This is a genomic window from Citrobacter sp. FDAARGOS_156, assembly GCF_001559235.2.
In the GTDB taxonomy this organism is placed as follows: domain Bacteria; phylum Pseudomonadota; class Gammaproteobacteria; order Enterobacterales; family Enterobacteriaceae; genus Citrobacter; species Citrobacter youngae.
This window is the reverse complement of sequence record NZ_CP014030.2, coordinates 4,647,570-4,669,760: the sequence shown is the minus strand read 5'-3', so window position 1 is coordinate 4,669,760 and position 22,191 is coordinate 4,647,570. Positions and strand designations below refer to the sequence as shown.

Sequence of the window (22,191 nt, the reverse complement as noted above, 5' to 3'; positions counted from 1 at the left end):
TGCTAAAGCACGGGTGGCTATCCAATAATCGAAATAAAGTGCTGAACAACAACATCACAACACACGTAATAACCACAATAATGGGGATTGTCAGGATGAATATGAAGGGTAAAGCGTTATTGGCAGGATGTATCGCCCTGTCTTTGAGCAATATGGCATTTGCTAAGGATATTAAAGTTGCTGTCGTCGGCGCGATGTCCGGCCCGGTGGCGCAGTATGGCGATCAGGAATTTACCGGCGCAGAGCAGGCGATTGCAGATATCAATGCTAAAGGCGGCGTGAAAGGCGACAAACTGGTCATGGTGAAATATGACGATGCCTGTGACCCGAAACAAGCGGTAGCGGTTGCTAACAAAGTGGTCAACGACGGGATTAAATACGTTATCGGCCACCTGTGTTCTTCCTCCACTCAGCCTGCGTCAGATATCTATGAAGACGAAGGCATTCTGATGATTACCCCAGCGGCAACGGCGCCAGAGCTGACCGCACGCGGCTATAACCTGGTGTTACGTACCACTGGTCTGGATTCCGATCAGGGCCCAACGGCCGCCAAATATATCGTTGAAAAAGTGAAGCCGAAGCGCATTGCGATCGTGCATGACAAACAGCAGTACGGTGAAGGCCTGGCGCGTTCCGTGCAGGACAACCTCAAGAAAGCTAACGCTGACGTGGTGTTCTTTGACGGGATCACCGCCGGTGAGAAAGATTTCTCTACGCTGGTGGCGCGTTTGAAGAAAGAGAACATCGATTTCGTTTACTACGGCGGTTACCATCCGGAAATGGGACAGATCCTGCGCCAGTCTCGCGCCGCGGGTCTGAAAACTCAGTTTATGGGACCTGAAGGGGTAGCGAACGTGTCGCTGTCTAACATCGCGGGTGAGTCTGCAGAAGGCTTACTGGTAACGAAACCGAAGAACTACGATCAGGTTCCGGCAAACAAACCGATTGTGGATGCGATCAAAGCCAAGAAACAGGACCCAAGCGGTGCATTTGTGTGGACGACTTACGCCGCGCTGCAATCCTTGCAGGCCGGTCTGAACCAGTCTGACGACCCGGCTGAAATTGCCAAATACCTGAAAGCAAACTCAGTGGAAACCGTAATGGGGCCACTGTCATGGGATGCGAAAGGCGACCTGAAAGGCTTCGAATTCGGTGTGTTTGACTGGCATGCCAACGGGACGGCGACAGACGCCAAGTAATTTTCCCGGCGCCTTTTGCGCTGCAGGTGCGTTGGCTGTGTTATTCAACCCCGGTCACTTACTTATGTAAGCTCCCGGGGATTTCATAACTTGCCGCCTTCCTGCAACACGAAATTCTTGGGAAAATACTCGTAATACAATTGGTTGGGGGCAGTTTTCTACCGTTTCTCCCAGCCATTTTGCTGCGCCGTAAACCCTAATGCCTGCATAAACGCGGCCATCACGCCGCGGTCTTCCACGCCGACGTCGGCCATCCACCATGAACTCACGTCCGGGTTTTCGCGGAGAGTTTCTTCAACCAAATACTGCCCAACGCCACGACGACGGGTGATATCGCGTACACGTAAGGAATCCAGTGCACCTTGCGTACCGCTCAGGGTGACACGTACTGCGCCAAGCAGGCGCTCGTTAAAGCGTGCTGCATAGATCCGGTGCGTTTCATCTACGCTTAATGATGAGGCGGAATATTCCGGCCAGATTTTGCCAAGATCGATGAGATCCTGATCACTGAAGTTTTCTAAACGAACGATGGTCAGCTTCATTAACAGCATGTCCAAATCACAAAAGATGGAATGAGTGTACCGAAATAATTCGTCCGGATGCTTTCTCTTTTTTATGTGAATAACCAGATTAATAATTTTGTAACAACAGTAATGACAGTTTGAAACCGTAGAGATTGAAAAACAGGCAGAATAATACCCTGGAATGCAGCATTTTATTCGGCTCTTTGTACCGTTATTTTATGCTGACAAACGTGCTTTTTTTTGTTTATCTATAGTGAAAAGCAGAATATTATCTTTTCTTAATCGACTGAAAAATAGAGATTTTAGCCTGATTTTGCTTAAATGACTGCGCTAAACCATTAATGAGACTGGTAAAAATAGTGCAGTTCAAAAAAAGCACAGACTGCTTTTTAACCACATAAATACAAAATATTAATTACGTCACGAATGGGGATTCAGGTAATGAAACGGAATGCGAAAACAATCATCGCAGGGGTGATAGCACTGGCAATGTCGCACGCTGTCATGGCGGAGGATATCAAGGTCGCTGTTGTTGGCGCGATGTCAGGTCCGGTCGCGCAGTGGGGCGATATGGAATTTAATGGCGCACGTCAGGCGATTAAAGATATCAATGCCAAAGGTGGGATCAAAGGCGACAAACTGGTCGCTGTGGAATATGACGATGCCTGCGATCCGAAACAGGCCGTTGCCGTCGCGAACAAAATCGTCAACGACGGCATTCAGTACGTAATTGGCCACCTGTGTTCTTCATCGACTCAACCGGCATCAGATATTTACGAAGACGAAGGCATTCTGATGATTTCTCCGGGAGCGACTAACCCGGAGCTGACGCAGCGCGGTTACGCTCACATTATGCGTACAGCGGGTCTGGACTCCTCTCAGGGGCCGACTGCCGCGAAATACATCCTGGAGAAGGTGAAGCCGCAGCGTATCGCCATCATTCATGACAAACAGCAGTACGGTGAAGGCCTGGCGCGTTCGGTGCAGGACAGCCTGAAAGCAGGTAAAGCCAACATCGTTTTCTTTGACGGTATCACCGCCGGGGAAAAAGATTTCTCTGCGCTGATCGCTCGCCTGAAAAAAGAAAATATCGACTTTGTTTATTACGGCGGCTACTACCCGGAAATGGGGCAAATGCTGCGCCAGGCACGTTCCGTCGGGCTGAAAACCCAGTTTATGGGACCAGAGGGCGTCGGCAATGCGTCGCTGTCTAACATTGCCGGTGATGCCGCTGAAGGCATGCTGGTGACCATGCCAAAACGCTATGACCAGGATCCGGCGAATAAAGCTATCGTCGATGCGCTCAAAGCTGACAAGAAAGATCCAACTGGACCGTACGTGTGGATCACTTATGCAGCAGTCCAGTCATTGGCGACCGCAATGGATCGTAGCGGTAGCAAAGAGCCGCTGGACCTGGTGAAAGATCTGAAAGCACACGGGGCTGATACCGTGATTGGGCCGCTGAAATGGGACGAAAAAGGCGATTTGAAGGGATTTGAGTTTGGTGTCTTCCAGTGGCACGCGGATGGTTCATCGACCGTCGCGAAGTAATACCTGAAGACGAGTTATCCCACCGCCCGTGTAAAACGGGCGGGTTAAGAAAGGTTACCTTATGTCCGAGCAGTTCCTCTATTTCTTGCAGCAGATGTTTAACGGCGTCACGCTGGGAAGCACCTACGCGCTGATCGCCATTGGCTACACGATGGTGTACGGCATTATCGGCATGATCAACTTCGCCCACGGCGAGGTGTATATGATCGGCAGTTATGTCTCCTTTATGATCATCGCCGCGCTAATGATGATGGGCATTGATTCCAGTTGGCTACTGGTCGCGGCGGGCTTCGTCGGCGCGATTGTGATTGCCAGCGCCTACGGCTGGAGCATTGAACGCGTGGCGTATCGACCCGTGCGCAGCTCCAAGCGCCTGATCGCGCTGATTTCCGCTATCGGGATGTCCATCTTCCTGCAAAACTACGTCAGCCTGACGGAAGGTTCGCGCGATGTGGCACTGCCCAGCCTGTTTAATGGCCAGTGGACCGTTGGCAGTAGCGAAAACTTCTCTGCTTCCATCACCACTATGCAGCTGGTTATCTGGATTGTAACCTTCCTGGCGATGCTGGCGCTGACGCTGTTTATCCGTTATTCCCGTATGGGGCGCGCCTGCCGTGCCTGCGCGGAAGACCTGAAAATGGCCAGCCTGCTCGGCATTAACACCGATCGCGTGATCGCGCTGACTTTTGTGATTGGCGCAGCAATGGCGGCGGTAGCAGGTGTGTTGCTTGGACAGTTCTACGGCGTAATTAACCCCTATATTGGCTTTATGGCCGGGATGAAGGCCTTTACCGCAGCGGTACTGGGCGGCATCGGTAGTATTCCTGGGGCGATGATCGGCGGCCTGATTCTGGGCGTCGCGGAAGCGCTCTCCTCTGCTTATCTGAGTACTGAATACAAAGACGTCGTTTCATTCGCGCTGCTGATTCTGGTGCTGCTGGTGATGCCGACCGGTATTCTGGGTCGCCCGGAGGTAGAGAAAGTATGAAACCGATGCATTTTGCAATGGCGCTGCTCTCTGCCGCGATGTTCTTCGTCCTGGCGGGCGTCTTTATGGGCGTTCAGTTAGAGCTTGACGGCACCAAACTGGTGGTGGATTCCGCGGCGGATATTCGCTGGCAGTGGGTGTTTATTGGTACTGGCGTGGTCTTCCTCTTCCAGTTGCTGCGTCCCGTTTTCCAGAAGAGCCTGAAGAGCGTCTCCGGGCCGAAGTTTATTCTGCCGGCGATTGACGGCTCCACTGTTAAACAGAAGCTGTTCCTGGTGGCGCTGCTGGTGATTGCCGTGGCGTGGCCGTTTATGGTGTCGCGCGGCACGGTGGATATCGCCACGCTGACGATGATTTATATCATCCTCGGCCTCGGCTTAAACGTGGTGGTGGGGCTTTCCGGCCTGTTGGTGCTGGGCTACGGCGGCTTCTACGCCATTGGTGCGTACACCTTTGCGCTGCTGAACCACTATTACGGTCTTGGTTTCTGGACCTGTTTGCCGCTGGCGGGACTGGTATCGGCGGCGGCAGGATTCCTGCTTGGCTTCCCGGTTCTGCGTCTGCGCGGCGACTACCTGGCAATAGTGACCTTAGGCTTTGGCGAAATCGTGCGTATCCTGTTGCTCAATAATACTGAAGTCACCGGTGGCCCGAACGGTATCAGCCAGATCCCGAAACCGACCTTTTTCGGTCTTGAATTCAGCCGTAGCGCCCGTGAGGGCGGCTGGGATACCTTCAGCAACTTCTTTAACGTGAAATACGATCCCTCTGACCGTGTGATTTTCCTCTACCTGGTGGCGCTGCTGCTGGTGGTCTTCTCGCTGTTTGTCATCAACCGCCTGTTGCGTATGCCGCTGGGCCGTGCATGGGAAGCGTTGCGTGAAGATGAAATCGCCTGCCGTTCACTGGGCTTAAACCCTACGCGCATCAAGCTGACAGCTTTTACCATCAGCGCCGCGTTTGCCGGTTTTGCCGGTACGCTGTTTGCCGCGCGCCAGGGCTTCGTCAGCCCGGAATCCTTCACCTTTGCCGAGTCGGCCTTTGTGCTGGCGATTGTGGTACTGGGCGGAATGGGCTCACAGTTTGCGGTGATCCTGGCGGCCATCCTGCTGGTGGTGTCACGCGAGCTGATGCGTGATTTCAATGAATACAGCATGTTAATGCTGGGTGGTTTAATGGTACTGATGATGATCTGGCGTCCGCAGGGCTTGCTGCCGATGACCCGTCCACAGTTGAAGCTGAAAAACGGGGAAGCAAAAGGAGAGCAGGCATGAGTCAGCCATTATTATCGGTTAGCGGCCTGATGATGCGTTTTGGCGGCCTGCTGGCAGTCAACAATGTGTCTCTGGATTTGCATAAAAAAGAGATAGTCTCCCTGATTGGCCCGAACGGCGCGGGGAAAACCACGGTCTTCAACTGCCTGACCGGGTTCTATAAGCCGACCGGCGGGACGATTAAGCTGCGCGACCAGCACCTTGAAGGGCTGCCGGGCCAGCAAATTGCGCGTATGGGCGTGGTGCGTACCTTCCAGCACGTGCGTCTGTTTCGCGAAATGACGGTGATTGAAAATCTGCTGGTGGCGCAGCATCAGCAACTGAAAGCTGGGGTTTTCTCCGGGCTGCTAAAAACCCCTGCTTTTCGCCGCGCGCAGGATGAAGCGCTGGAGCGCGCCGCCACCTGGCTTGATCGTATCGGCCTGCTGCAGCATGCTAACCGACAGGCGAGCAACCTGGCCTATGGCGACCAGCGCCGTCTTGAGATTATCCGTTGCATGGTCACTCAGCCGGAAATTCTGATGCTCGATGAACCTGCTGCGGGTCTTAACCCGAAAGAAACCAAAGAGCTGGATGAGCTGATTGCTGAGCTGCGCGACCATCACGACACCACCATCCTGCTCATTGAGCACGACATGAAGCTGGTGATGGGCATTTCAGACCGTATTTACGTGGTGAACCAGGGGACGCCGCTGGCGAACGGGACACCGGAGCAGATCCGTAACAACCCGGACGTGATCCGCGCCTATTTAGGCGAAGCATAATGGTGGTGAGGCATAAGATGGAAAAAGTCATGTTGTCTTTTGACAACGTCAACGCCCACTACGGCAAGATCCAGGCTCTGCACGATGTCAGCTTGTATATCAACCAGGGTGAAATCGTGACGCTTATCGGTGCCAACGGTGCGGGGAAAACCACGCTGCTCGGGACGCTGTGCGGCGATCCTCGGGCAACAAGTGGGCGTATTGTCTTTGATGGTAAAGATATTACCGACTGGCAGACGGCAAAAATCATGCGTGAAGCGGTGGCGATTGTCCCGGAAGGGCGTCGCGTGTTTTCCCGTATGACGGTGGAAGAGAACCTGGCGATGGGTGGTTTCTTTGCCGAGAAAGGCCAGTTTCAGGAACGTATCAAGTGGGTGTATGACCTGTTTCCTCGCCTGCATGAGCGCCGTATTCAACGTGCGGGAACCATGTCCGGCGGCGAACAGCAGATGCTGGCGATAGGCCGTGCGCTGATGAGCCAGCCGAGGCTGCTACTGCTTGATGAACCGTCGCTGGGTCTGGCGCCGATTATCATCCAGCAGATCTTTAACACCATTGAGCAACTGCGCGAGCAGGGGATGACGATTTTCCTCGTCGAACAAAACGCCAACCAGGCACTGAAACTCGCCGACCGTGGGTACGTGCTGGAAAACGGCCACGTGGTGCTGGAAGATACCGGTGATGCATTGCTGGCTAACGAAGCGGTGCGTAGCGCTTATTTGGGCGGTTAACAGTTATCTAAATAGACAAGGGGCTCATCAGGCCCCTTTTTTATTGCGCTATGTTATTATTGATAATGATTATCAATAATAAAAATGAACATGGAGAAAGGATGACACGTTCAGGTGCCTGTATGGCTATTGGAAGTCTACTATTGGCCGGCTCATTCAGTGCGCAGGCAGTGAAAGAGCAAACTTTCGATCCGCGCGATCCTGCAATCTGGCAAGAAAAGCCGGTCAACCCGTCAGCACAATCCAATTCACCCTGCGAGGTATTCAGCAGTTCTGTGTGTCCGGGCTGGGAAGATGAAAAATCGGATATCCAGCGTGACCGTGAGCGGCGGGAACAGCAGCGTTTACAGAACGAATATGAACGCCGCTGGCGAAGAGAGTAAGACTGGAAACGCAATCATTCATACCTGCAAGGATTGCGAGTTCTGTCCCAGCATTTGTGCACTATATTCTTTATAATCAATAGCTTGATTTATATTTTATATCAATGGTAATTGCATGAATGATTCACCGCATCAAACTAATGTGCAGCCCATGCCCGCAATTGATGGCGTCACGGTTTCCTTTAATGGGCTGAACTATCTGCGTCCAGAACTCCTGCTGGATTTTGTCAGTATTAGTCCATCACCATTGCTCGCCGTAACGCCTGTAGCGCTGCTGTATTCCTCTGTGGGCGTGCTTCAGCAAGTCGATTTGCGCAAGCTGCCGGTGGAAGTCTGTGGGCGCGTGGTTTATCCCATCTCTTCGCTGAAGCTTCCTGCATTACGGGGAAAACTCATCATCAACGCCCAGTCACGGCGACTCAAGTTTCTGGAAAGCCTGGTGGCGATATCTCCGGAAGATAACATTCATGGTATGCAGATCCTGGGTCTGGCGCTGGAATTCACGTTTGCACAGCCTGCCTGATCTTACCAGGGTGACAAAACCTTCTTTATTCACCGGGTAAAGCATACCGCTACCCGGCTTTGTTGTGCACCACCCCGCATTTTCCTGTCACTACGCTTTCACCGCCTTGCCATCTGTTTGTCGCCTTACTATCTTTTTTTTGTAATAAAAAAGTTATTTTTCTGTCATTCGAGCATGTCATGTTACCCCCGCGAGCATAAAACGCGTGATATCGCGCATCCGGCACAACAAGAGAGATAACCGATGATATCGTTACGACATACAGCTTTAGGACTGGCACTTAGCCTGGCGTTTGCAGGTCAGGCACTGGCGGTCACCACCATCCCATTCTGGCACTCAATGGAAGGCGAACTGGGTAAAGAAGTTGACTCACTGGCGCAACGTTTTAATGCCGCCAATCCCGACTACAAAATTGTTCCGCAGTACAAAGGCAACTACGAGCAGAGCCTGAGCGCAGGTATTGCCGCTTTCCGTACCGGAAACGCGCCTGCGCTGCTGCAGGTTTATGAAGTGGGTACGGCAACAATGATGGCCTCGAAAGCCATTAAACCGGTCTATGAAGTATTCAAAGAGGCTGGCATTAACTTCGATGAATCTCAGTTCGTCCCGACGGTTTCCGGGTATTACACCGACTCTAAAAGCGGACATTTGCTTTCTCAACCGTTTAACAGCTCCACTCCGGTGCTGTACTACAACAAAGATGCCTTCAAAAAAGCCGGTTTAGACCCTGAGCAGCCGCCGAAAACCTGGCAGGACCTGGCGGAGTACACCGCGAAGCTGAAAGCGGCAGGCATGAAGTGCGGCTACGCCAGTGGCTGGCAGGGGTGGATTCAGATTGAAAACTTCAGTGCCTGGAACGGTCTGCCGGTAGCAACCAAAAACAATGGCTTTGACGGTACTGACGCGGTGCTGGAGTTCAATAAACCGGAACAGGTGAAGCATATCGCTCTGCTGGAAGAGCTGAACAAAAAAGGCGATTTCAGCTACTTCGGGCGTAAAGATGAGTCGACCGAGAAGTTCTACAACGGGGATTGCGCCATTACCACCGCCTCTTCCGGTTCTCTGGCTGACATCCGCCATTACGCGAAATTCAACTATGGCGTCGGGATGATGCCGTACGATGCCGATGTGAAGGGCGCGCCGCAGAACGCCATTATCGGTGGAGCCAGCCTGTGGGTGATGCAGGGTAAAGACAAACCCACCTACGAAGGCGTGGCGAAGTTCCTCAACTTCCTGGCGAAGCCTGAAATTGCTGCCGAATGGCACCAGAAGACTGGCTATCTGCCGATCACCACCGCGGCCTACGATTTGACCCGTGAGCAGGGCTTCTATGAGAAGAATCCGGGGGCGGATATCGCTACGCGTCAAATGCTCAACAAGCCGCCGTTGCCGTACACCAAAGGGCTGCGTCTGGGCAATATGCCGCAGATCCGTACCATTGTGGATGAAGAGCTGGAAAGCGTCTGGACCGGGAAGAAAACCCCGCAGCAGGCGCTGGATGCCGCCGTTGAGCGCGGCAATCAGTTACTGCGTCGCTTCGAGCAATCGACCAAATCGTAATGTGAAATGCCGGGTGGCGGCTGCGCCTTATCCGGCCTACAAATGCGCGTAGGCCGGATAAGCGTAGCGCCATCCGGCGCTGTTCAGGAATCAAACCTCCATGTCTTCATCCCGTCCGGTGTTCCGTTCGCGCTGGCTTCCCTATTTACTGGTGGCTCCGCAGCTGGTTATCACCGTTATTTTCTTTATCTGGCCTGCCGGTGAAGCGCTGTGGTACTCGCTACAATCCGTTGATCCGTTTGGTCTTTCCAGCCAGTTTGTCGGACTGGAAAACTTTGTCGCGCTGTTTCATGACCCGTACTACCTCGACTCATTCTGGACCACCATTAAGTTCAGTACGTTAGTCACGGTAAGCGGTCTGCTGGTGTCGTTATTTTTTGCGGCGTTGGTGAATTACGTGGTGCGCGGCAGCCGTTTTTACCAAACGCTGATGCTGTTGCCTTACGCCGTTGCGCCCGCCGTTGCTGCCGTATTGTGGATCTTCCTGTTTAACCCCGGGCGCGGGTTGATTACCCATTTTCTCGGTGAGTTTGGCTATGACTGGAACCATGCGCAAAACAGCGGTCAGGCAATGTTCCTGGTGGTGTTTGCGTCGGTCTGGAAGCAGATTAGTTACAACTTCCTGTTCTTCTTTGCCGCACTGCAGTCTATTCCTCGCTCGCTGATCGAAGCCGCCGCGATTGACGGTGCGGGGCCGGTTCGCCGCTTCTTTAAGCTGGCGCTGCCGCTCATTGCCCCGGTGAGCTTCTTCCTGCTGGTGGTGAATCTGGTGTATGCCTTCTTTGACACCTTCCCGGTGATTGATGCTGCCACTGCAGGCGGGCCGGTACAGGCGACCACGACGCTGATTTATAAGATCTATCGCGAAGGTTTTGTCGGGCTGGATCTGGCTTCTTCCGCTGCACAATCTGTGGTGCTGATGTTCCTGGTCATTATTTTGACGGTGGTGCAGTTCCGCTATGTGGAAAGTAAGGTGCGTTACCAATGATTGAGAACCGTCGTGGGCTGACAATATTCAGCCATGCCATGTTGATTATGGGGATCATGGTGATCCTGTTTCCGCTGTACGTCGCGTTTGTCGCGGCGACGCTGGACAATAAAGCGGTGTTTGAGACGCCGATGACGCTGCTTCCCGGTACACAGCTGCTGGAAAACATGAAATACATCTGGGTCAACGGCGTGGGCGTCAACAGCGCACCGTTCTGGCTGATGATGCTCAACAGTTTCATCATGGCGTTCAGCATTACGGTAGGGAAAATTACCGTCTCTATGCTCTCCGCATTCGCCATCGTCTGGTTCCGCTTTCCGCTGCGCAACCTGTTCTTCTGGATGATTTTTATCACCCTGATGCTACCGGTTGAGGTGCGTATTTTCCCGACGGTAGAAGTGATCGCCAACCTGAAGATGCTCGACAGCTATGCGGGTCTGACGCTGCCGTTGATGGCATCTGCGACAGCGACTTTCCTGTTCCGTCAGTTCTTTATGACCCTACCGGATGAACTGGTTGAGGCGGCGCGTATTGACGGCGCGTCACCGATGCGTTTTTTCCGCGATATCGTACTACCGTTGTCAAAAACCAATCTGGCGGCGCTGTTCGTGATCACCTTTATCTACGGCTGGAACCAGTATCTGTGGCCGTTGTTAATTATTACCGACGTCAATTTGGGCACTGCGGTGGCGGGCATCAAAGGCATGATTGCCACCGGTGAAGGCACTACGCAGTGGAACCAGGTAATGGCCGCCATGCTGCTGACGCTCATCCCTCCGGTAATCATCGTGTTAGCCATGCAGCGTGCCTTCGTGCGTGGCCTGGTCGATAGTGAGAAATAAAAATGGCTGGTTTAAAACTACAGGCAGTAACCAAAAGCTGGGACGGCAAAACCCAGGTGATTAAACCGCTGACGCTGGACGTCGCGGACGGGGAATTTATTGTGATGGTTGGGCCATCCGGCTGCGGTAAGTCTACGCTGCTGCGGATGGTGGCCGGGCTTGAACGGGTAAGCGGCGGCGATATCTGGATTGATAATAAACGCGTCACCGAGATGGAGCCGAAGGATCGCGGCATTGCGATGGTCTTTCAAAACTACGCTCTCTACCCGCATATGAGCGTGGAAGAAAATATGGCCTGGGGACTGAAAATCCGCGGGATGGGCAAGGAGCATATTGCTGAGCGGGTGAAAGAGGCGGCGCGTATTCTCGAACTGGGTGAGCTGCTCAAACGTCGTCCGCGCGAACTTTCCGGTGGCCAGCGCCAGCGCGTAGCGATGGGACGAGCGATTGTGCGTGACCCGGCGGTATTCCTGTTCGATGAGCCGCTTTCGAACCTTGACGCCAAGCTGCGCGTACAGATGCGTCTGGAGTTACAACATCTGCATCGCCGACTGAAAACCACCTCGCTGTACGTGACGCACGACCAGGTTGAAGCGATGACCCTCGCCCAACGGGTGATGGTGATGAACAAAGGCATTGCCGAGCAGGTAGGGACACCGGTTGAGGTGTATGAAAAGCCTGCCAGCCGCTTTGTGGCGAGCTTTATCGGCAGCCCGGCGATGAATCTGCTGGACGGTCGCATCAGCGCCTCGGGTACCCATTTTGAGCTGGAGGGCGGCATGACGTTGCCCATCGGCAGAAGCGCCAGGGAGTGTATTGGGCGTAACATGACGCTGGGTATCCGCCCGGAGCATATTGCGCTAAGCTCTCAGGCTGAAGGCGGCGTGCCGCTGGTCGTCGACACGCTGGAAATGCTGGGTGCGGATAATCTGGCACATGGACGTTGGGGTGAGCAAAAGCTGGTGGTGCGGTTGGCGCATCAGCATCGCCCGACGGCAGGCAGCACGCTGTGGCTGCATCTGCCAGAAAATCATCTGCATCTTTTTGATGGCGAAACAGGACAACGTGTATGAGTAACTGGCCTTACCCCCATATTGTCGCCCATCGTGGCGGCGGTAAGCTAGCCCCGGAAAACACCCTGGCGGCGATCGACGTGGGGGCGCGATACGGGCATACCATGATTGAGTTTGACGCTAAATTGTCGAAAGACGGTGAGATCTTCTTACTGCATGACGACAACCTGGAACGCACCAGCAACGGCTGGGGCGTGGCTGGCGAATTGAACTGGCAGGATCTATTGCGCGTGGACGCCGGCGGCTGGTTTAGCGGTGAGTTTAAAGGCGAACCGTTGCCGCTGCTCTCGCAAGTTGCTGAGCGCTGTCGCCAGCACGGCATGATGGCAAATATTGAGATCAAACCCACCACCGGGACGGGGGCGCTCACCGGGAAGGTCGTGGCGCTGGCCGCGCGGGAACTGTGGGCGGGAATGACGCCACCACTGTTGTCATCCTTTGAAATTGATGCGCTAGAAGCGGCGCAGCAGGCGGTGCCTGAACTGCCGAGAGGTTTGCTGCTGGATGAATGGCGCGAAGACTGGCGGGAGCTGACCACGCGGCTTGGCTGCGTCTCTATTCATCTTAATCATAAGCTGCTGGATGAGGCGCGCGTGGATGCGCTGCGCGATGCGGGGCTACGTATTCTGGTGTATACCGTCAACCGACCCCAGCGCGCGGCGGAACTGCTGCGCTGGGGTGTGGACTGCATCTGTACTGATGCCATTGATACGATTGGCCCGGATTTCCAGCCCTGTTAAGGTCCAATCGTTTTTAACGGAACGTTAGGCTGCGGCGTGCTGGAGGGCTTCAGCATGTCGCCGTTCTTTTTCTCCGACAGCATATGTTGCTTATTGAGCGAGCTGTCCGGATTACGGGTTCCACTCAACATCCCACCGTTACTGTTAGGCAGCATTTGCTGCTGTCCAGGATTCAACTCGCCCGGCTGAGACTGCAGCACGCGCTGGGTGTTCGTGTTGATTTGGTTTTCCATATGCTGTTGCTGCATGCGCGTCTGCGTTTGCAACTGCTGGTTGAGCATCCCTTTCTGCTGAATCTGCTGTGATTGCATTTGGGTTTGCATACGCTGCTGACTCGGGATCTGATAACCGGGTTGATTCGGGTTATTCATGGTGTTGATGGGCTGTGCAAAGCCAGCAAACGGCAAGAGCATGGCTAAAAGTAAGAGTCGTTTCATCGCTTTTCTCCTCTCGGGGATCGTTTAAGTTTACTCCTTTCTCGCCGTTACGATGATTATTTCAGAGTTATGCACCAGGCTTAGTGGGGGCCGACCCCCGTACATCTGGAGAATAACGATGATAAAACCGACGTTTTTACGCCGGGTAGCCATTGCTGCTCTGCTCTCAGGAAGTTGTTTTAGCGTGGCTGCCGCGCCGGCTGCGCCACCGCCGGTATCCTACGGTGTCGAGGAAGATGTGTTCCATCCCGTTCGCGCGCAACAGGGGATGGTGGCTTCCGTAGATGCTTTAGCCACCCAGGTTGGGGTGGATATTCTGAAACAGGGCGGGAATGCCGTTGATGCCGCTGTTGCCGTGGGCTACGCGCTGGCGGTGACGCATCCGCAGGCGGGTAATCTGGGCGGTGGTGGGTTTATGCTGCTGCGTACCAAAGACGGTAACACCACGGCGATCGATTTTCGTGAAATGGCTCCCGCTGGCGCGACCCGCGACATGTTCCTTGATGAACAGGGCAACGCCGATGCGAAAAAGTCGCTAACCTCACATCTGGCATCCGGTACGCCGGGTACCGTGGCGGGTTTCTCGCTGGCGCTGGAGAAATACGGCACGATGCCGCTGAACAAAGTCGTGCGCCCGGCGATGAAGCTGGCGGAAGAAGGCTTTGTGGTTAACGACGCGCTGGCCGACGATCTGAAAACCTATGGCAGCGAAGTGCTCCCTAATCACGAGAACAGCAAAGCCATTTTCTGGAAAGACGGCGAGCCGCTGAAAAAGGGCGACAAGCTGGTGCAAACGAACCTGGCGAAAAGCCTCGAGATGATTGCCGAGAACGGTCCGGATGCGTTTTATAAAGGGGCAATTGCCGATCAGATTGCGGAGGAAATGCAGAAAAACGGCGGGCTGATGACCAAAGAGGACTTAGCCGCCTATAAAGCCGTGGAGCGTACGCCGATTAGCGGCGACTATCGCGGGTATCAGGTATTCTCTATGCCGCCGCCGTCCTCAGGCGGGATTCACATCGTGCAGATCCTCAATATTCTCGAAAACTTCGATATGAAGAAGTACGGGTTTGGCAGCGCCGACGCCATGCAGGTAATGGCTGAAGCGGAGAAATATGCCTACGCCGACCGCTCGGAGTATCTGGGCGACCCGGATTTTGTGAAGGTGCCGTGGCAGGCGCTGACCAATAAAGCCTATGCCAAATCGCTTGCCGATCAAATTGATATCAACAAGGCTAAGCCTTCCAGCCAGATCAAACCTGGCAAGCTCGCGCCGTATGAAAGCAATCAGACCACCCATTTCTCGGTGGTGGATAAAGACGGTAATGCCGTGGCGGTGACGTATACGCTGAACACCACCTTCGGCACCGGGATTGTGGCGGGTAACACCGGCATTCTGCTGAATAACGAAATGGATGATTTCTCCGCCAAGCCGGGCGTGCCGAACGTTTATGGGCTGGTGGGCGGCGATGCTAACGCGGTTGGGCCGAAGAAGCGTCCGCTGTCATCAATGTCGCCGACTATTGTGGTAAAAGACGGGAAAACCTGGCTGGTTACCGGCAGCCCTGGCGGGAGCCGAATCATCACTACTGTGCTGCAAATGGTGGTTAACAGCATTGATTTTGGAATGAACGTCGCCGAAGCGACCAACGCGCCGCGTTTCCACCATCAGTGGTTGCCCGATGAACTGCGCGTTGAGAAAGGGTTTAGCCCGGACACCATTAAGCTGCTGGAGCAGAAAGGGCAGAAAGTTGCGCTGAAGGAAGCGATGGGCAGCACGCAGAGCATTATGGTAGGACCGGATGGCGCACTGTATGGCGCGTCCGACCCACGTTCCGTGGATGATTTAACGGCGGGATACTGATGGTATTGCCGGGTCTGCCGTTGATGCAGGCCCGGCGAGTGCTTCCTGACGGTTTCTTACCCGTTATTTCACGCGCGCCATAAAGTACGCATCCACGTACTCGCCGTTGCGCAGGCCGTATTTCTTACCGGTGCCTTCGATCTCAAAGCCATGCTTTTTATAGACCGCAATCGCAGGTTCGTTATCAACAAACACCGTTAACTCGATACGGTCGACGCGCAGCCAGTTGTCGCACATGTCGATCATCGTACGGAGAAGCGCGCTGGCAACGCCGCGATTCTGCCAGCGGGCATCAACGCAGATACCAAAATCGGCGACATGGCTGCGGCGCGGGCGCTGTGCGACCTCAATACAGAGGTGCCCCACGACGATATCGTCAATGCACGCGACCAGTTGTTTGATTCCGACCCGTTCGGTTAGTCGTTCTTGCCACATCTCCATGGAAGGATGAGGAACCTGTAGCGTGTTGTGATACACCTCCGGCTGGGCATGGATCTGACGAATTGCGTCGTAATCTTTCTGTTCAGCGTGGCGTATCACTATCTCACTCATTCCTTATCTCCTTCAGGGTTAATTGAGTCTTTACCCTCGCTGAGAAAGAAAATTCCGTCAACTGCATTTTTTTTGCAAAAAGAAGTAGACAAGTGCGAATGAGAATGATTATTATTGCTCTGCGTTCAGGGGAACCCCTACGGAGAACCTGAAAGCACGACATTGCTCACATTGCTTCCAGTATTACTTTAGCCAGCTTTTGCTGGCTTTTTTTTTGGGGCTGGGTTTCGGGCTAGTTTGCTTGTCAGCTTAATCCCGGGCTGTGCTCGCAATCCTCACGTACTCTGTGTACGCTCCGGTTGCTGTGCGCAGGCCGTGAATAATCTGCCTGCGCCACTGACGCCCGAGCTTGAGGCTACTGCTTTTGTAGGCCGGATAAGGCAACGCCGCATCCGGCACGATGACAGGATAGATTCAGTCTCCAGCCGCTTTGCGCTATGGTGTAGACAATCACCTTCAAAAGGACTGTCTCATGACCTTACACTGCGCATTTATTGGTTTTGGTAAAAGTACCACTCGCTACCATTTGCCGTACGTCCTCAACCGCAAAAATAGCTGGCATGTCGCGCACATTTTCCGCCGTAACGCCAGGCCGGAAGAGCAGGCGCCGCAGTATTCACATATTCACTTCACCAGTGACCTCGACGAGATCTTAAACGATCCGCAGGTGAAGTTAGTGATCGTTTGTACCCATGCTGACAGCCATTTTGACTACGCCAAACGTGCGCTGGAGGCGGGTAAAAACGTGCTGGTTGAGAAACCGTTCACGCCGACGCTGGCAGAAGCAAAAGTGCTGTTCGAACTGGCGCAAAGCAAAGGACTGACCATTACGCCGTACCAGAATCGCCGTTTTGACTCCTGCTTCCTTACCGCCAAAAAGGCGATTGAGAGCGGCAAACTCGGCAAGATTGTTGAGGTTGAAAGCCATTTTGATTATTACCGTCCCGAGGCGGAAACCAAGCCGGGATTGCCACAGGACGGCGCGTTTTATGGCCTGGGCGTACACACCATGGATCAGATTATTTCGCTGTTCGGACGCCCCGATCATGTGGCCTATGACATCCGCAGCCTGCGTAATAAAGCGAACCCGGACGATACCTTTGAAGCGCAACTGTTCTACGGTGACCTGAAAGCCATTGTTAAAACCAGTCATCTGGTGAAAATCGACTATCCGAAGTTTATCGTTCATGGCACCAAAGGCTCGTTTGTGAAGTACGGCATCGACCAGCAGGAAACCAGTCTGAAGGCCAATATCATGCCGGGTGAGCCAGGTTTCGCTGCTGATGACTCCATCGGAATGCTGGAGTATGTCAACGATGACGGCATCACAGTAAAAGAAGAGGTGAAGCCAGAGGTGGGGGATTACGGTCGCGTCTATGATGCGCTGTACCAGACGCTGACCGCTGGTACGCCTAATTACGTCAAGGAATCTGAAGTTCTAACCAACCTGGAGATCCTCGAACGCGCCTTCGAACAAGCAACGCCTGCCACAATAACCCTCGCCAAATAGCGTTAATCGACTCCTCTGGGCTTGTTCATATTTTTTGAACAGAGGAGTCAATTTTCACCCTCTATGATCCCAGGCAGATTGAGTCCACACTTACTCCATCGAAAACATCTGGGGGTGAACACAATGATCTATTTACGCAAAGCTAACGACCGCGGTCATGCGAATCATGGCTGGCTCGATTCCTGGCATACCTTCTCTTTTGCCAACTACTATGACCCGAACTTTATGGGGTTCTCGGCACTGCGCGTGATTAACGATGACGTGATTGACGCAGGCCAGGGCTTTGGCACTCACCCCCATAAAGACATGGAAATCCTGACCTACGTGCTGGAAGGCGCGGTAGAACATCAGGACAGCATGGGCAACAAAGAGCAGGTTCCTGCCGGTGAGTTCCAGATTATGAGCGCCGGGACGGGGATCCGTCACTCGGAGTACAACCCGAGTAATACTGAGAAGCTGCATCTGTATCAGATCTGGATCATGCCGCAGGAAAACGGTATTACGCCGCGCTATGAACAGCGCCGTTTCGATGCCGCACAGGGTAAACAACTGGTGCTGTCGCCTGATGCCCGCGATGGCTCGCTGAAAGTGTACCAGGATATGGAGCTGTACCGCTGGGCGTTACTCAAAGATGAGCAGTCGGTACATCAGATTGCCGCTGAACGTCGCGTCTGGATCCAGGTCGTTAAAGGCAACGTCACCATTAACGGAACCAAAGCGACCACCAGTGACGGTCTGGCAATCTGGGATGAACAGGCAATTTCTATTCATGCCGACAGCGACAGCGAAGTGTTGTTGTTTGACCTGCCGCCTGTATAAAAATACACGGCATCCTTCAAGCCGCATCTGTGTTGGCTTTATTACTCGGCCCATCCATAGGCCTCGCCCCTTCGGGGCCGCTGCAAGCAGCGTTCAAATCTGCTCCCGGCAGATTTGTCGCTCACCCCGGTCGCGTACTTAATGTACGCTCCCGGGGATTCACTACGTCGCCGCCTTGATGCAACTCGAATGATTTTGTGTATTTCTCACAATAAAAACTCCTTTTTTTCTCTGCAAAGGTTCATGCACGTCCGTGGTAAACTGGGGGAATCTATCCCTTTTTAACGCTTCAGGACGATGAAAAAGAAAAGACCCGTACTTCAGGATGTAGCCGACCGCGTGGGCGTGACCAAAATGACGGTCAGTCGCTTTTTGCGTAACCCGGAGCAGGTCTCCGTGGCGCTGCGGGGCAAAATTGCCGCTGCACTTGATGAGCTGGGTTATATTCCCAATCGCGCTCCTGATATCCTTTCTAACGCTACCAGCCGCGCTATCGGCGTGTTGTTACCGTCTCTCACTAACCAGGTTTTTGCTGAAGTGTTACGCGGCATTGAGGCCGTCACCGACGCCCATGGTTATCAAACTATGCTGGCGCACTACGGCTATAAGCCAGAGATGGAACAAGAGCGCCTGGAATCGATGCTGTCGTGGAATATCGATGGCCTGATCCTCACCGAACGTAGCCATACGCCTCGTACGCTGAAAATGATTGAGGTCGCCGGTATCCCGGTGGTTGAGCTGATGGACAGCCAGTCCCCGTGTCTGGATATCGCCGTCGGTTTCGACAACTTCGAAGCCGCGCGCCAGATGACTGCCGCTATCATCGCCCGAGGGCACCGTCATGTTGCCTATCTTGGCGCACGTCTTGATGAACGTACTATCATCAAACAGAGGGGCTACGAGCAGGCAATGCGCGATGCCAACCTGGTGCCGTACAGCGTGATGGTGGAACAGTCTTCTTCCTACTCCTCCGGTATTGAACTTATCCGTCAGGCGCGACGCGAATACCCGCAGCTCGACGGCATTTTCTGTACCAACGATGACCTGGCGGTAGGGGCGGCCTTCGAATGCCAGCGTTTAGGGCTAAAAATCCCGGATGACATGGCGATTGCCGGATTCCACGGTCACGACATCGGACAGGTGATGGAGCCGCGTCTGGCGAGCGTGCTCACGCCGCGTGAACGCATGGGCAGCATTGGTGCTGAACGCCTGCTGGCGCGCATCCGTGGTGAAGCAGTCACACCTAAAATGTTAGATTTAGGTTTCACCTTGTCACCGGGCGGATCTATTTAAGCCAACAAGTTTGAAGTAGCTCACACTTATACACTTCGAGCACGAATGGATATTGCTTCTCTATTTATCCGGCTGGACAATGTTACCGATAACAGTTACCCGTAACAATTTCCAGATTCTTGTACCAGTGGGGGCAACGCTTTGAGCACGACTAATCATGATCACCACGTTTACGTTCTGATGGGCGTATCGGGCAGCGGTAAATCTGCTGTCGCCAGCGAAGTGGCGCATCAACTGCAGGCCGCGTTTCTTGATGGCGATTTTCTCCATCCGCGCAGCAACATCATGAAAATGGCTTCCGGTGAGCCACTCAACGATGATGACCGTAAACCGTGGTTACAGGCGCTGAATGACGCCGCTTTTGCGATGCAGCGTACCAACAAGGTTTCGCTGATCGTCTGTTCCGCTCTGAAAAAAGTCTATCGCGACCAGCTGCGCGACGGTAACCCGAACCTCTCTTTCATCTATCTGAAAGGGGATTTTGACGTTATCGAAAACCGCCTGAAAGCGCGTAAAGGCCACTTCTTCAAAACGCAGATGCTGGTGACCCAGTTTGAAGCGCTGGAAGAACCAGGTGCGAATGAAAGCGATGTACTGGTGGTCGATATCGATCAACCACTGGACGGTGTGGTCGCCAGCACCATTGAGGTTATTAACCAGGGCAGTAAGTAGTGAGTACATTAACGCTTGTTTTAACAGCAGTAGGGTCCGTTTTATTGCTGCTGTTTTTAGTGATGAAGGCGCGTATGCACGCCTTCCTTGCTTTGATGGTGGTGTCTATTGGTGCAGGTCTCTTTTCCGGTATGCCGCTCGATAAAATCGCCGCGACTATGGAAAAAGGGATGGGAGGCACGCTCGGTTTCCTGGCGATTGTTGTGGCGCTGGGGGCGATGTTTGGCAAGATTTTGCATGAGACCGGCGCAGTCGATCAAATTGCCGTCAAAATGCTGAAATCCTTCGGCCACAGCCGCGCACATTACGCGATTGGCCTGGCCGGGCTTATCTGTGCGCTACCGCTGTTCTTTGAAGTGGCGATTGTGCTGCTGATTAGCGTGGCGTTCTCGATGGCGCGTCACACCGGTACCAACCTGGTTAAATTAGTCATTCCGCTGTTTGCCGGCGTAGCGGCGGCTGCGGCGTTTTTACTGCCGGGGCCAGCGCCGATGTTGCTGGCTTCGCAGATGCACGCTGACTTTGGCTGGATGATCCTGATTGGCCTGTGTGCCGCGATTCCGGGCATGATTATCGCTGGACCGCTGTGGGGCAATTTCATCAGCCGTTACGTTGAGCTGAACATTCCTGATGACATTACCGAGCCGCATCTGGGCGAAGGTAAAATGCCGTCCTTCGGCTTTAGCTTGTCGCTGATCCTGCTGCCGCTGGTATTGGTTGGTCTGAAAACCATCGCCGCGCGCTTTGTGCCAGTTGGTTCTTCAACTTACGAATGGTTTGAGTTTATCGGTCACCCGTTTACCGCGATTCTGGTTGCATGTCTGGTGGCGATTTACGGTCTGGCGATTCGCCAGGGTATGCCAAAAGACAAAGTGATGGAGATCTGCGGTCATGCGCTGCAACCGGCGGGGATTATCCTGTTGGTGATTGGTGCAGGTGGCGTGTTTAAACAGGTGCTGGTTGATTCCGGCGTCGGTCCGGCGCTGGGCGAAGCGTTAACCGGAATGGGTCTGCCGATTGCCATTACCTGCTTCGTGCTGGCGGCAGCGGTGCGTATCATTCAAGGTTCCGCGACCGTGGCGTGCTTAACGGCGGTCGGTCTGGTGATGCCGGTGATTGAACAGCTGAACTTCTCCGGCGCACAGATGGCGGCACTGTCTATTTGTATCGCGGGCGGCTCTATCGTCGTAAGCCACGTTAACGACGCTGGTTTCTGGTTGTTCGGTAAATTTACCGGCGCAACGGAAGCACAAACGCTGAAGACCTGGACGATGATGGAAACCATCCTCGGCACGGTCGGCGCAATTGTCGGTATGATTGCCTTCCAGCTGTTGAGCTGAGTTCTGTTGCCCGGTGGCGCTTGCGCTTACCGGGCCTGAATTCATTGCACACCGTAAGCCGGGTAAGCGTCACCCGGCTTTTTTACAGCATTACCATGCCTTCATCTGTTTTCAACCAGCGCGGCGCTTTCAGCGTGTCGGCGAAATAACCCACCAAATCCTGCAACAAATCACCTGCCACTCGCTCCATATCATCAGAAAGCGTTTTGCTCATCAGTAAATGCGTCAAAAGCTGGCAGTAACGTCCCATCTGGTCGGGCTCAGGCTCGAAAAGGGGAAAACGGGTCGGTAAGGTTTCTACCGTCAGACTGGCCTGTAGATGCTGCGGTACAGGCTCCGTTAAGGTCGGTTGTAATAATGCGAGACAGGCCGACAAACGTGCATAAATCGCCAGTTTTTCAACCGGGTCATGGCATTCAACCAGTCCTTCGACAAAACGCTCGCAGTTATCCGCCAGCTCGGTGAAATCCGTGGCATGGCTAAAGGGCAGGGTAAATAAAGAGTGTGAAAAGAGAGGGGTAGTCGCCATAGGGCAGCCTCCAATGAGTGAAATTTACCACCACC

General features: G+C 53.7%; 23 protein-coding genes. 19 read left to right on the top strand and 4 right to left on the bottom strand.

Annotated features, from left to right (window positions below):
* The first annotated feature begins 95 nt into the window (after positions 1 to 95).
* Positions 96 to 1,199, top strand: coding sequence for a branched chain amino acid ABC transporter substrate-binding protein LivJ (livJ, locus tag AL515_RS23105; protein ID WP_140168316.1), 1,104 nt, complete (start codon positions 96 to 98; stop codon positions 1,197 to 1,199).
* Positions 1,200 to 1,357: 158 nt separating this feature from the next.
* Here livJ and panM read toward each other — a convergent pair whose 3' ends face one another.
* Positions 1,358 to 1,741 carry an aspartate 1-decarboxylase autocleavage activator PanM gene (panM, locus tag AL515_RS23100; protein WP_061068865.1) on the bottom strand — a complete coding sequence of 128 codons (384 nt, stop codon included), beginning with the start codon at positions 1,739 to 1,741 and terminating at the stop codon, positions 1,358 to 1,360.
* A gap of 423 nt (positions 1,742 to 2,164) precedes the next feature.
* On the opposite strand from panM, the gene livK reads away from it, so the two are divergent.
* The 12 genes from livK to ugpQ all read left to right on the top strand — a co-directional run bounded on the left by livK (position 2,165) and on the right by ugpQ (position 13,140).
* Positions 2,165 to 3,274 (top strand): high-affinity branched-chain amino acid ABC transporter substrate-binding protein LivK, encoded by a 1,110-nt coding sequence (gene livK, locus AL515_RS23095; RefSeq protein WP_061068756.1) that lies wholly within the window; start codon positions 2,165 to 2,167, stop codon positions 3,272 to 3,274.
* 61 nt (positions 3,275 to 3,335) lie between these two features.
* Complete coding sequence (livH, locus tag AL515_RS23090; protein ID WP_003023435.1) at positions 3,336 to 4,262, top strand: high-affinity branched-chain amino acid ABC transporter permease LivH; 927 nt, start codon at positions 3,336 to 3,338, stop codon at positions 4,260 to 4,262.
* On the top strand, positions 4,259 to 5,536 hold the full coding sequence (gene livM / locus AL515_RS23085) for a branched chain amino acid ABC transporter permease LivM (protein ID WP_061068755.1): 1,278 nt from the start codon (positions 4,259 to 4,261) through the stop codon (positions 5,534 to 5,536). The genes livH and livM overlap by 4 nt, the downstream gene beginning before the upstream one ends.
* The gene (livG, locus tag AL515_RS23080; protein ID WP_061068754.1) at positions 5,533 to 6,300 is read left to right on the top strand and encodes a high-affinity branched-chain amino acid ABC transporter ATP-binding protein LivG; all 768 of its coding nucleotides are present in this window, start codon (positions 5,533 to 5,535) and stop codon (positions 6,298 to 6,300) included. Before livM ends, livG begins: the two co-directional genes overlap by 4 nt.
* Before the next feature lie 17 nt (positions 6,301 to 6,317).
* Complete coding sequence (livF, locus tag AL515_RS23075; RefSeq protein WP_086523486.1) at positions 6,318 to 7,031, top strand: high-affinity branched-chain amino acid ABC transporter ATP-binding protein LivF; 714 nt, start codon at positions 6,318 to 6,320, stop codon at positions 7,029 to 7,031.
* A gap of 101 nt (positions 7,032 to 7,132) precedes the next feature.
* Positions 7,133 to 7,414, top strand: coding sequence for a hypothetical protein (locus AL515_RS23070; protein ID WP_061068753.1), 282 nt, complete (start codon positions 7,133 to 7,135; stop codon positions 7,412 to 7,414).
* 115 nt (positions 7,415 to 7,529) lie between these two features.
* Positions 7,530 to 7,937: a hypothetical protein gene (locus tag AL515_RS23065; RefSeq protein WP_048213579.1), complete on the top strand. Its 408-nt coding sequence runs from the start codon at positions 7,530 to 7,532 to the stop codon at positions 7,935 to 7,937.
* Positions 7,938 to 8,180: 243 nt separating this feature from the next.
* A complete protein-coding gene (gene ugpB / locus AL515_RS23060) occupies positions 8,181 to 9,497 on the top strand; it encodes a sn-glycerol-3-phosphate ABC transporter substrate-binding protein UgpB (protein WP_016151119.1) in 1,317 nt (438 codons plus the stop codon).
* 100 nt (positions 9,498 to 9,597) lie between these two features.
* Complete coding sequence (ugpA, locus tag AL515_RS23055) at positions 9,598 to 10,485, top strand: sn-glycerol-3-phosphate ABC transporter permease UgpA (RefSeq protein WP_003837841.1); 888 nt, start codon at positions 9,598 to 9,600, stop codon at positions 10,483 to 10,485.
* Positions 10,482 to 11,327: a sn-glycerol-3-phosphate ABC transporter permease UgpE gene (ugpE, locus tag AL515_RS23050; RefSeq protein WP_061068752.1), complete on the top strand. Its 846-nt coding sequence runs from the start codon at positions 10,482 to 10,484 to the stop codon at positions 11,325 to 11,327. Before ugpA ends, ugpE begins: the two co-directional genes overlap by 4 nt.
* 2 nt (positions 11,328 to 11,329) lie before the next feature.
* The gene (locus AL515_RS23045; protein WP_061068751.1) at positions 11,330 to 12,400 is read left to right on the top strand and encodes a sn-glycerol-3-phosphate import ATP-binding protein UgpC; all 1,071 of its coding nucleotides are present in this window, start codon (positions 11,330 to 11,332) and stop codon (positions 12,398 to 12,400) included.
* A complete protein-coding gene (gene ugpQ, locus AL515_RS23040; RefSeq protein ID WP_016151117.1) occupies positions 12,397 to 13,140 on the top strand; it encodes a glycerophosphodiester phosphodiesterase in 744 nt (247 codons plus the stop codon). The genes AL515_RS23045 and ugpQ overlap by 4 nt, the downstream gene beginning before the upstream one ends.
* Here ugpQ and AL515_RS23035 read toward each other — a convergent pair.
* Positions 13,137 to 13,577: a DUF2756 family protein gene (locus AL515_RS23035; RefSeq protein WP_003023456.1), complete on the bottom strand. Its 441-nt coding sequence runs from the start codon at positions 13,575 to 13,577 to the stop codon at positions 13,137 to 13,139. The genes ugpQ and AL515_RS23035 overlap by 4 nt on opposite strands.
* 118 nt (positions 13,578 to 13,695) lie before the next feature.
* Between AL515_RS23035 and ggt the strand changes: the two genes are divergently transcribed.
* Positions 13,696 to 15,441 (top strand): gamma-glutamyltransferase, encoded by a 1,746-nt coding sequence (ggt, locus tag AL515_RS23030; RefSeq protein WP_016151116.1) that lies wholly within the window; start codon positions 13,696 to 13,698, stop codon positions 15,439 to 15,441.
* A 63-nt stretch (positions 15,442 to 15,504) separates the two neighbouring features.
* Here the strand turns inward: ggt and yhhY are convergent, their stop codons facing one another.
* A complete protein-coding gene (gene yhhY / locus AL515_RS23025; RefSeq protein ID WP_048213575.1) occupies positions 15,505 to 15,993 on the bottom strand; it encodes an N-acetyltransferase in 489 nt (162 codons plus the stop codon).
* Positions 15,994 to 16,465: 472 nt separating this feature from the next.
* Between yhhY and AL515_RS23020 the strand changes: the two genes are divergently transcribed.
* From AL515_RS23020 to gntU, 5 genes are all read left to right on the top strand, one after another.
* A complete protein-coding gene (locus AL515_RS23020) occupies positions 16,466 to 17,503 on the top strand; it encodes an oxidoreductase (RefSeq protein WP_061068750.1) in 1,038 nt (345 codons plus the stop codon).
* A 123-nt stretch (positions 17,504 to 17,626) separates the two neighbouring features.
* The gene (gene yhhW / locus AL515_RS23015) at positions 17,627 to 18,322 is read left to right on the top strand and encodes a quercetin 2,3-dioxygenase (RefSeq protein ID WP_016151113.1); all 696 of its coding nucleotides are present in this window, start codon (positions 17,627 to 17,629) and stop codon (positions 18,320 to 18,322) included.
* Between the two features lie 297 nt (positions 18,323 to 18,619).
* Entirely contained in the window at positions 18,620 to 19,615 is a 996-nt protein-coding gene (gene gntR / locus AL515_RS23010; protein ID WP_003023473.1) for a gluconate operon transcriptional repressor GntR, read from the top strand.
* Between the two features lie 141 nt (positions 19,616 to 19,756).
* Positions 19,757 to 20,287, top strand: a complete 531-nt coding sequence (gene gntK / locus AL515_RS23005; protein WP_061068749.1) for a gluconokinase — start codon at positions 19,757 to 19,759, stop codon at positions 20,285 to 20,287.
* Complete coding sequence (gene gntU, locus AL515_RS23000) at positions 20,287 to 21,627, top strand: gluconate transporter (RefSeq protein WP_003023477.1); 1,341 nt, start codon at positions 20,287 to 20,289, stop codon at positions 21,625 to 21,627. Before gntK ends, gntU begins: the two co-directional genes overlap by 1 nt.
* A gap of 82 nt (positions 21,628 to 21,709) precedes the next feature.
* Here gntU and AL515_RS22995 read toward each other — a convergent pair whose 3' ends face one another.
* Positions 21,710 to 22,156 carry a hypothetical protein gene (locus tag AL515_RS22995; RefSeq protein WP_061068748.1) on the bottom strand — a complete coding sequence of 149 codons (447 nt, stop codon included), beginning with the start codon at positions 22,154 to 22,156 and terminating at the stop codon, positions 21,710 to 21,712.
* Between the last annotated feature and the right edge of the window lie 35 nt (positions 22,157 to 22,191).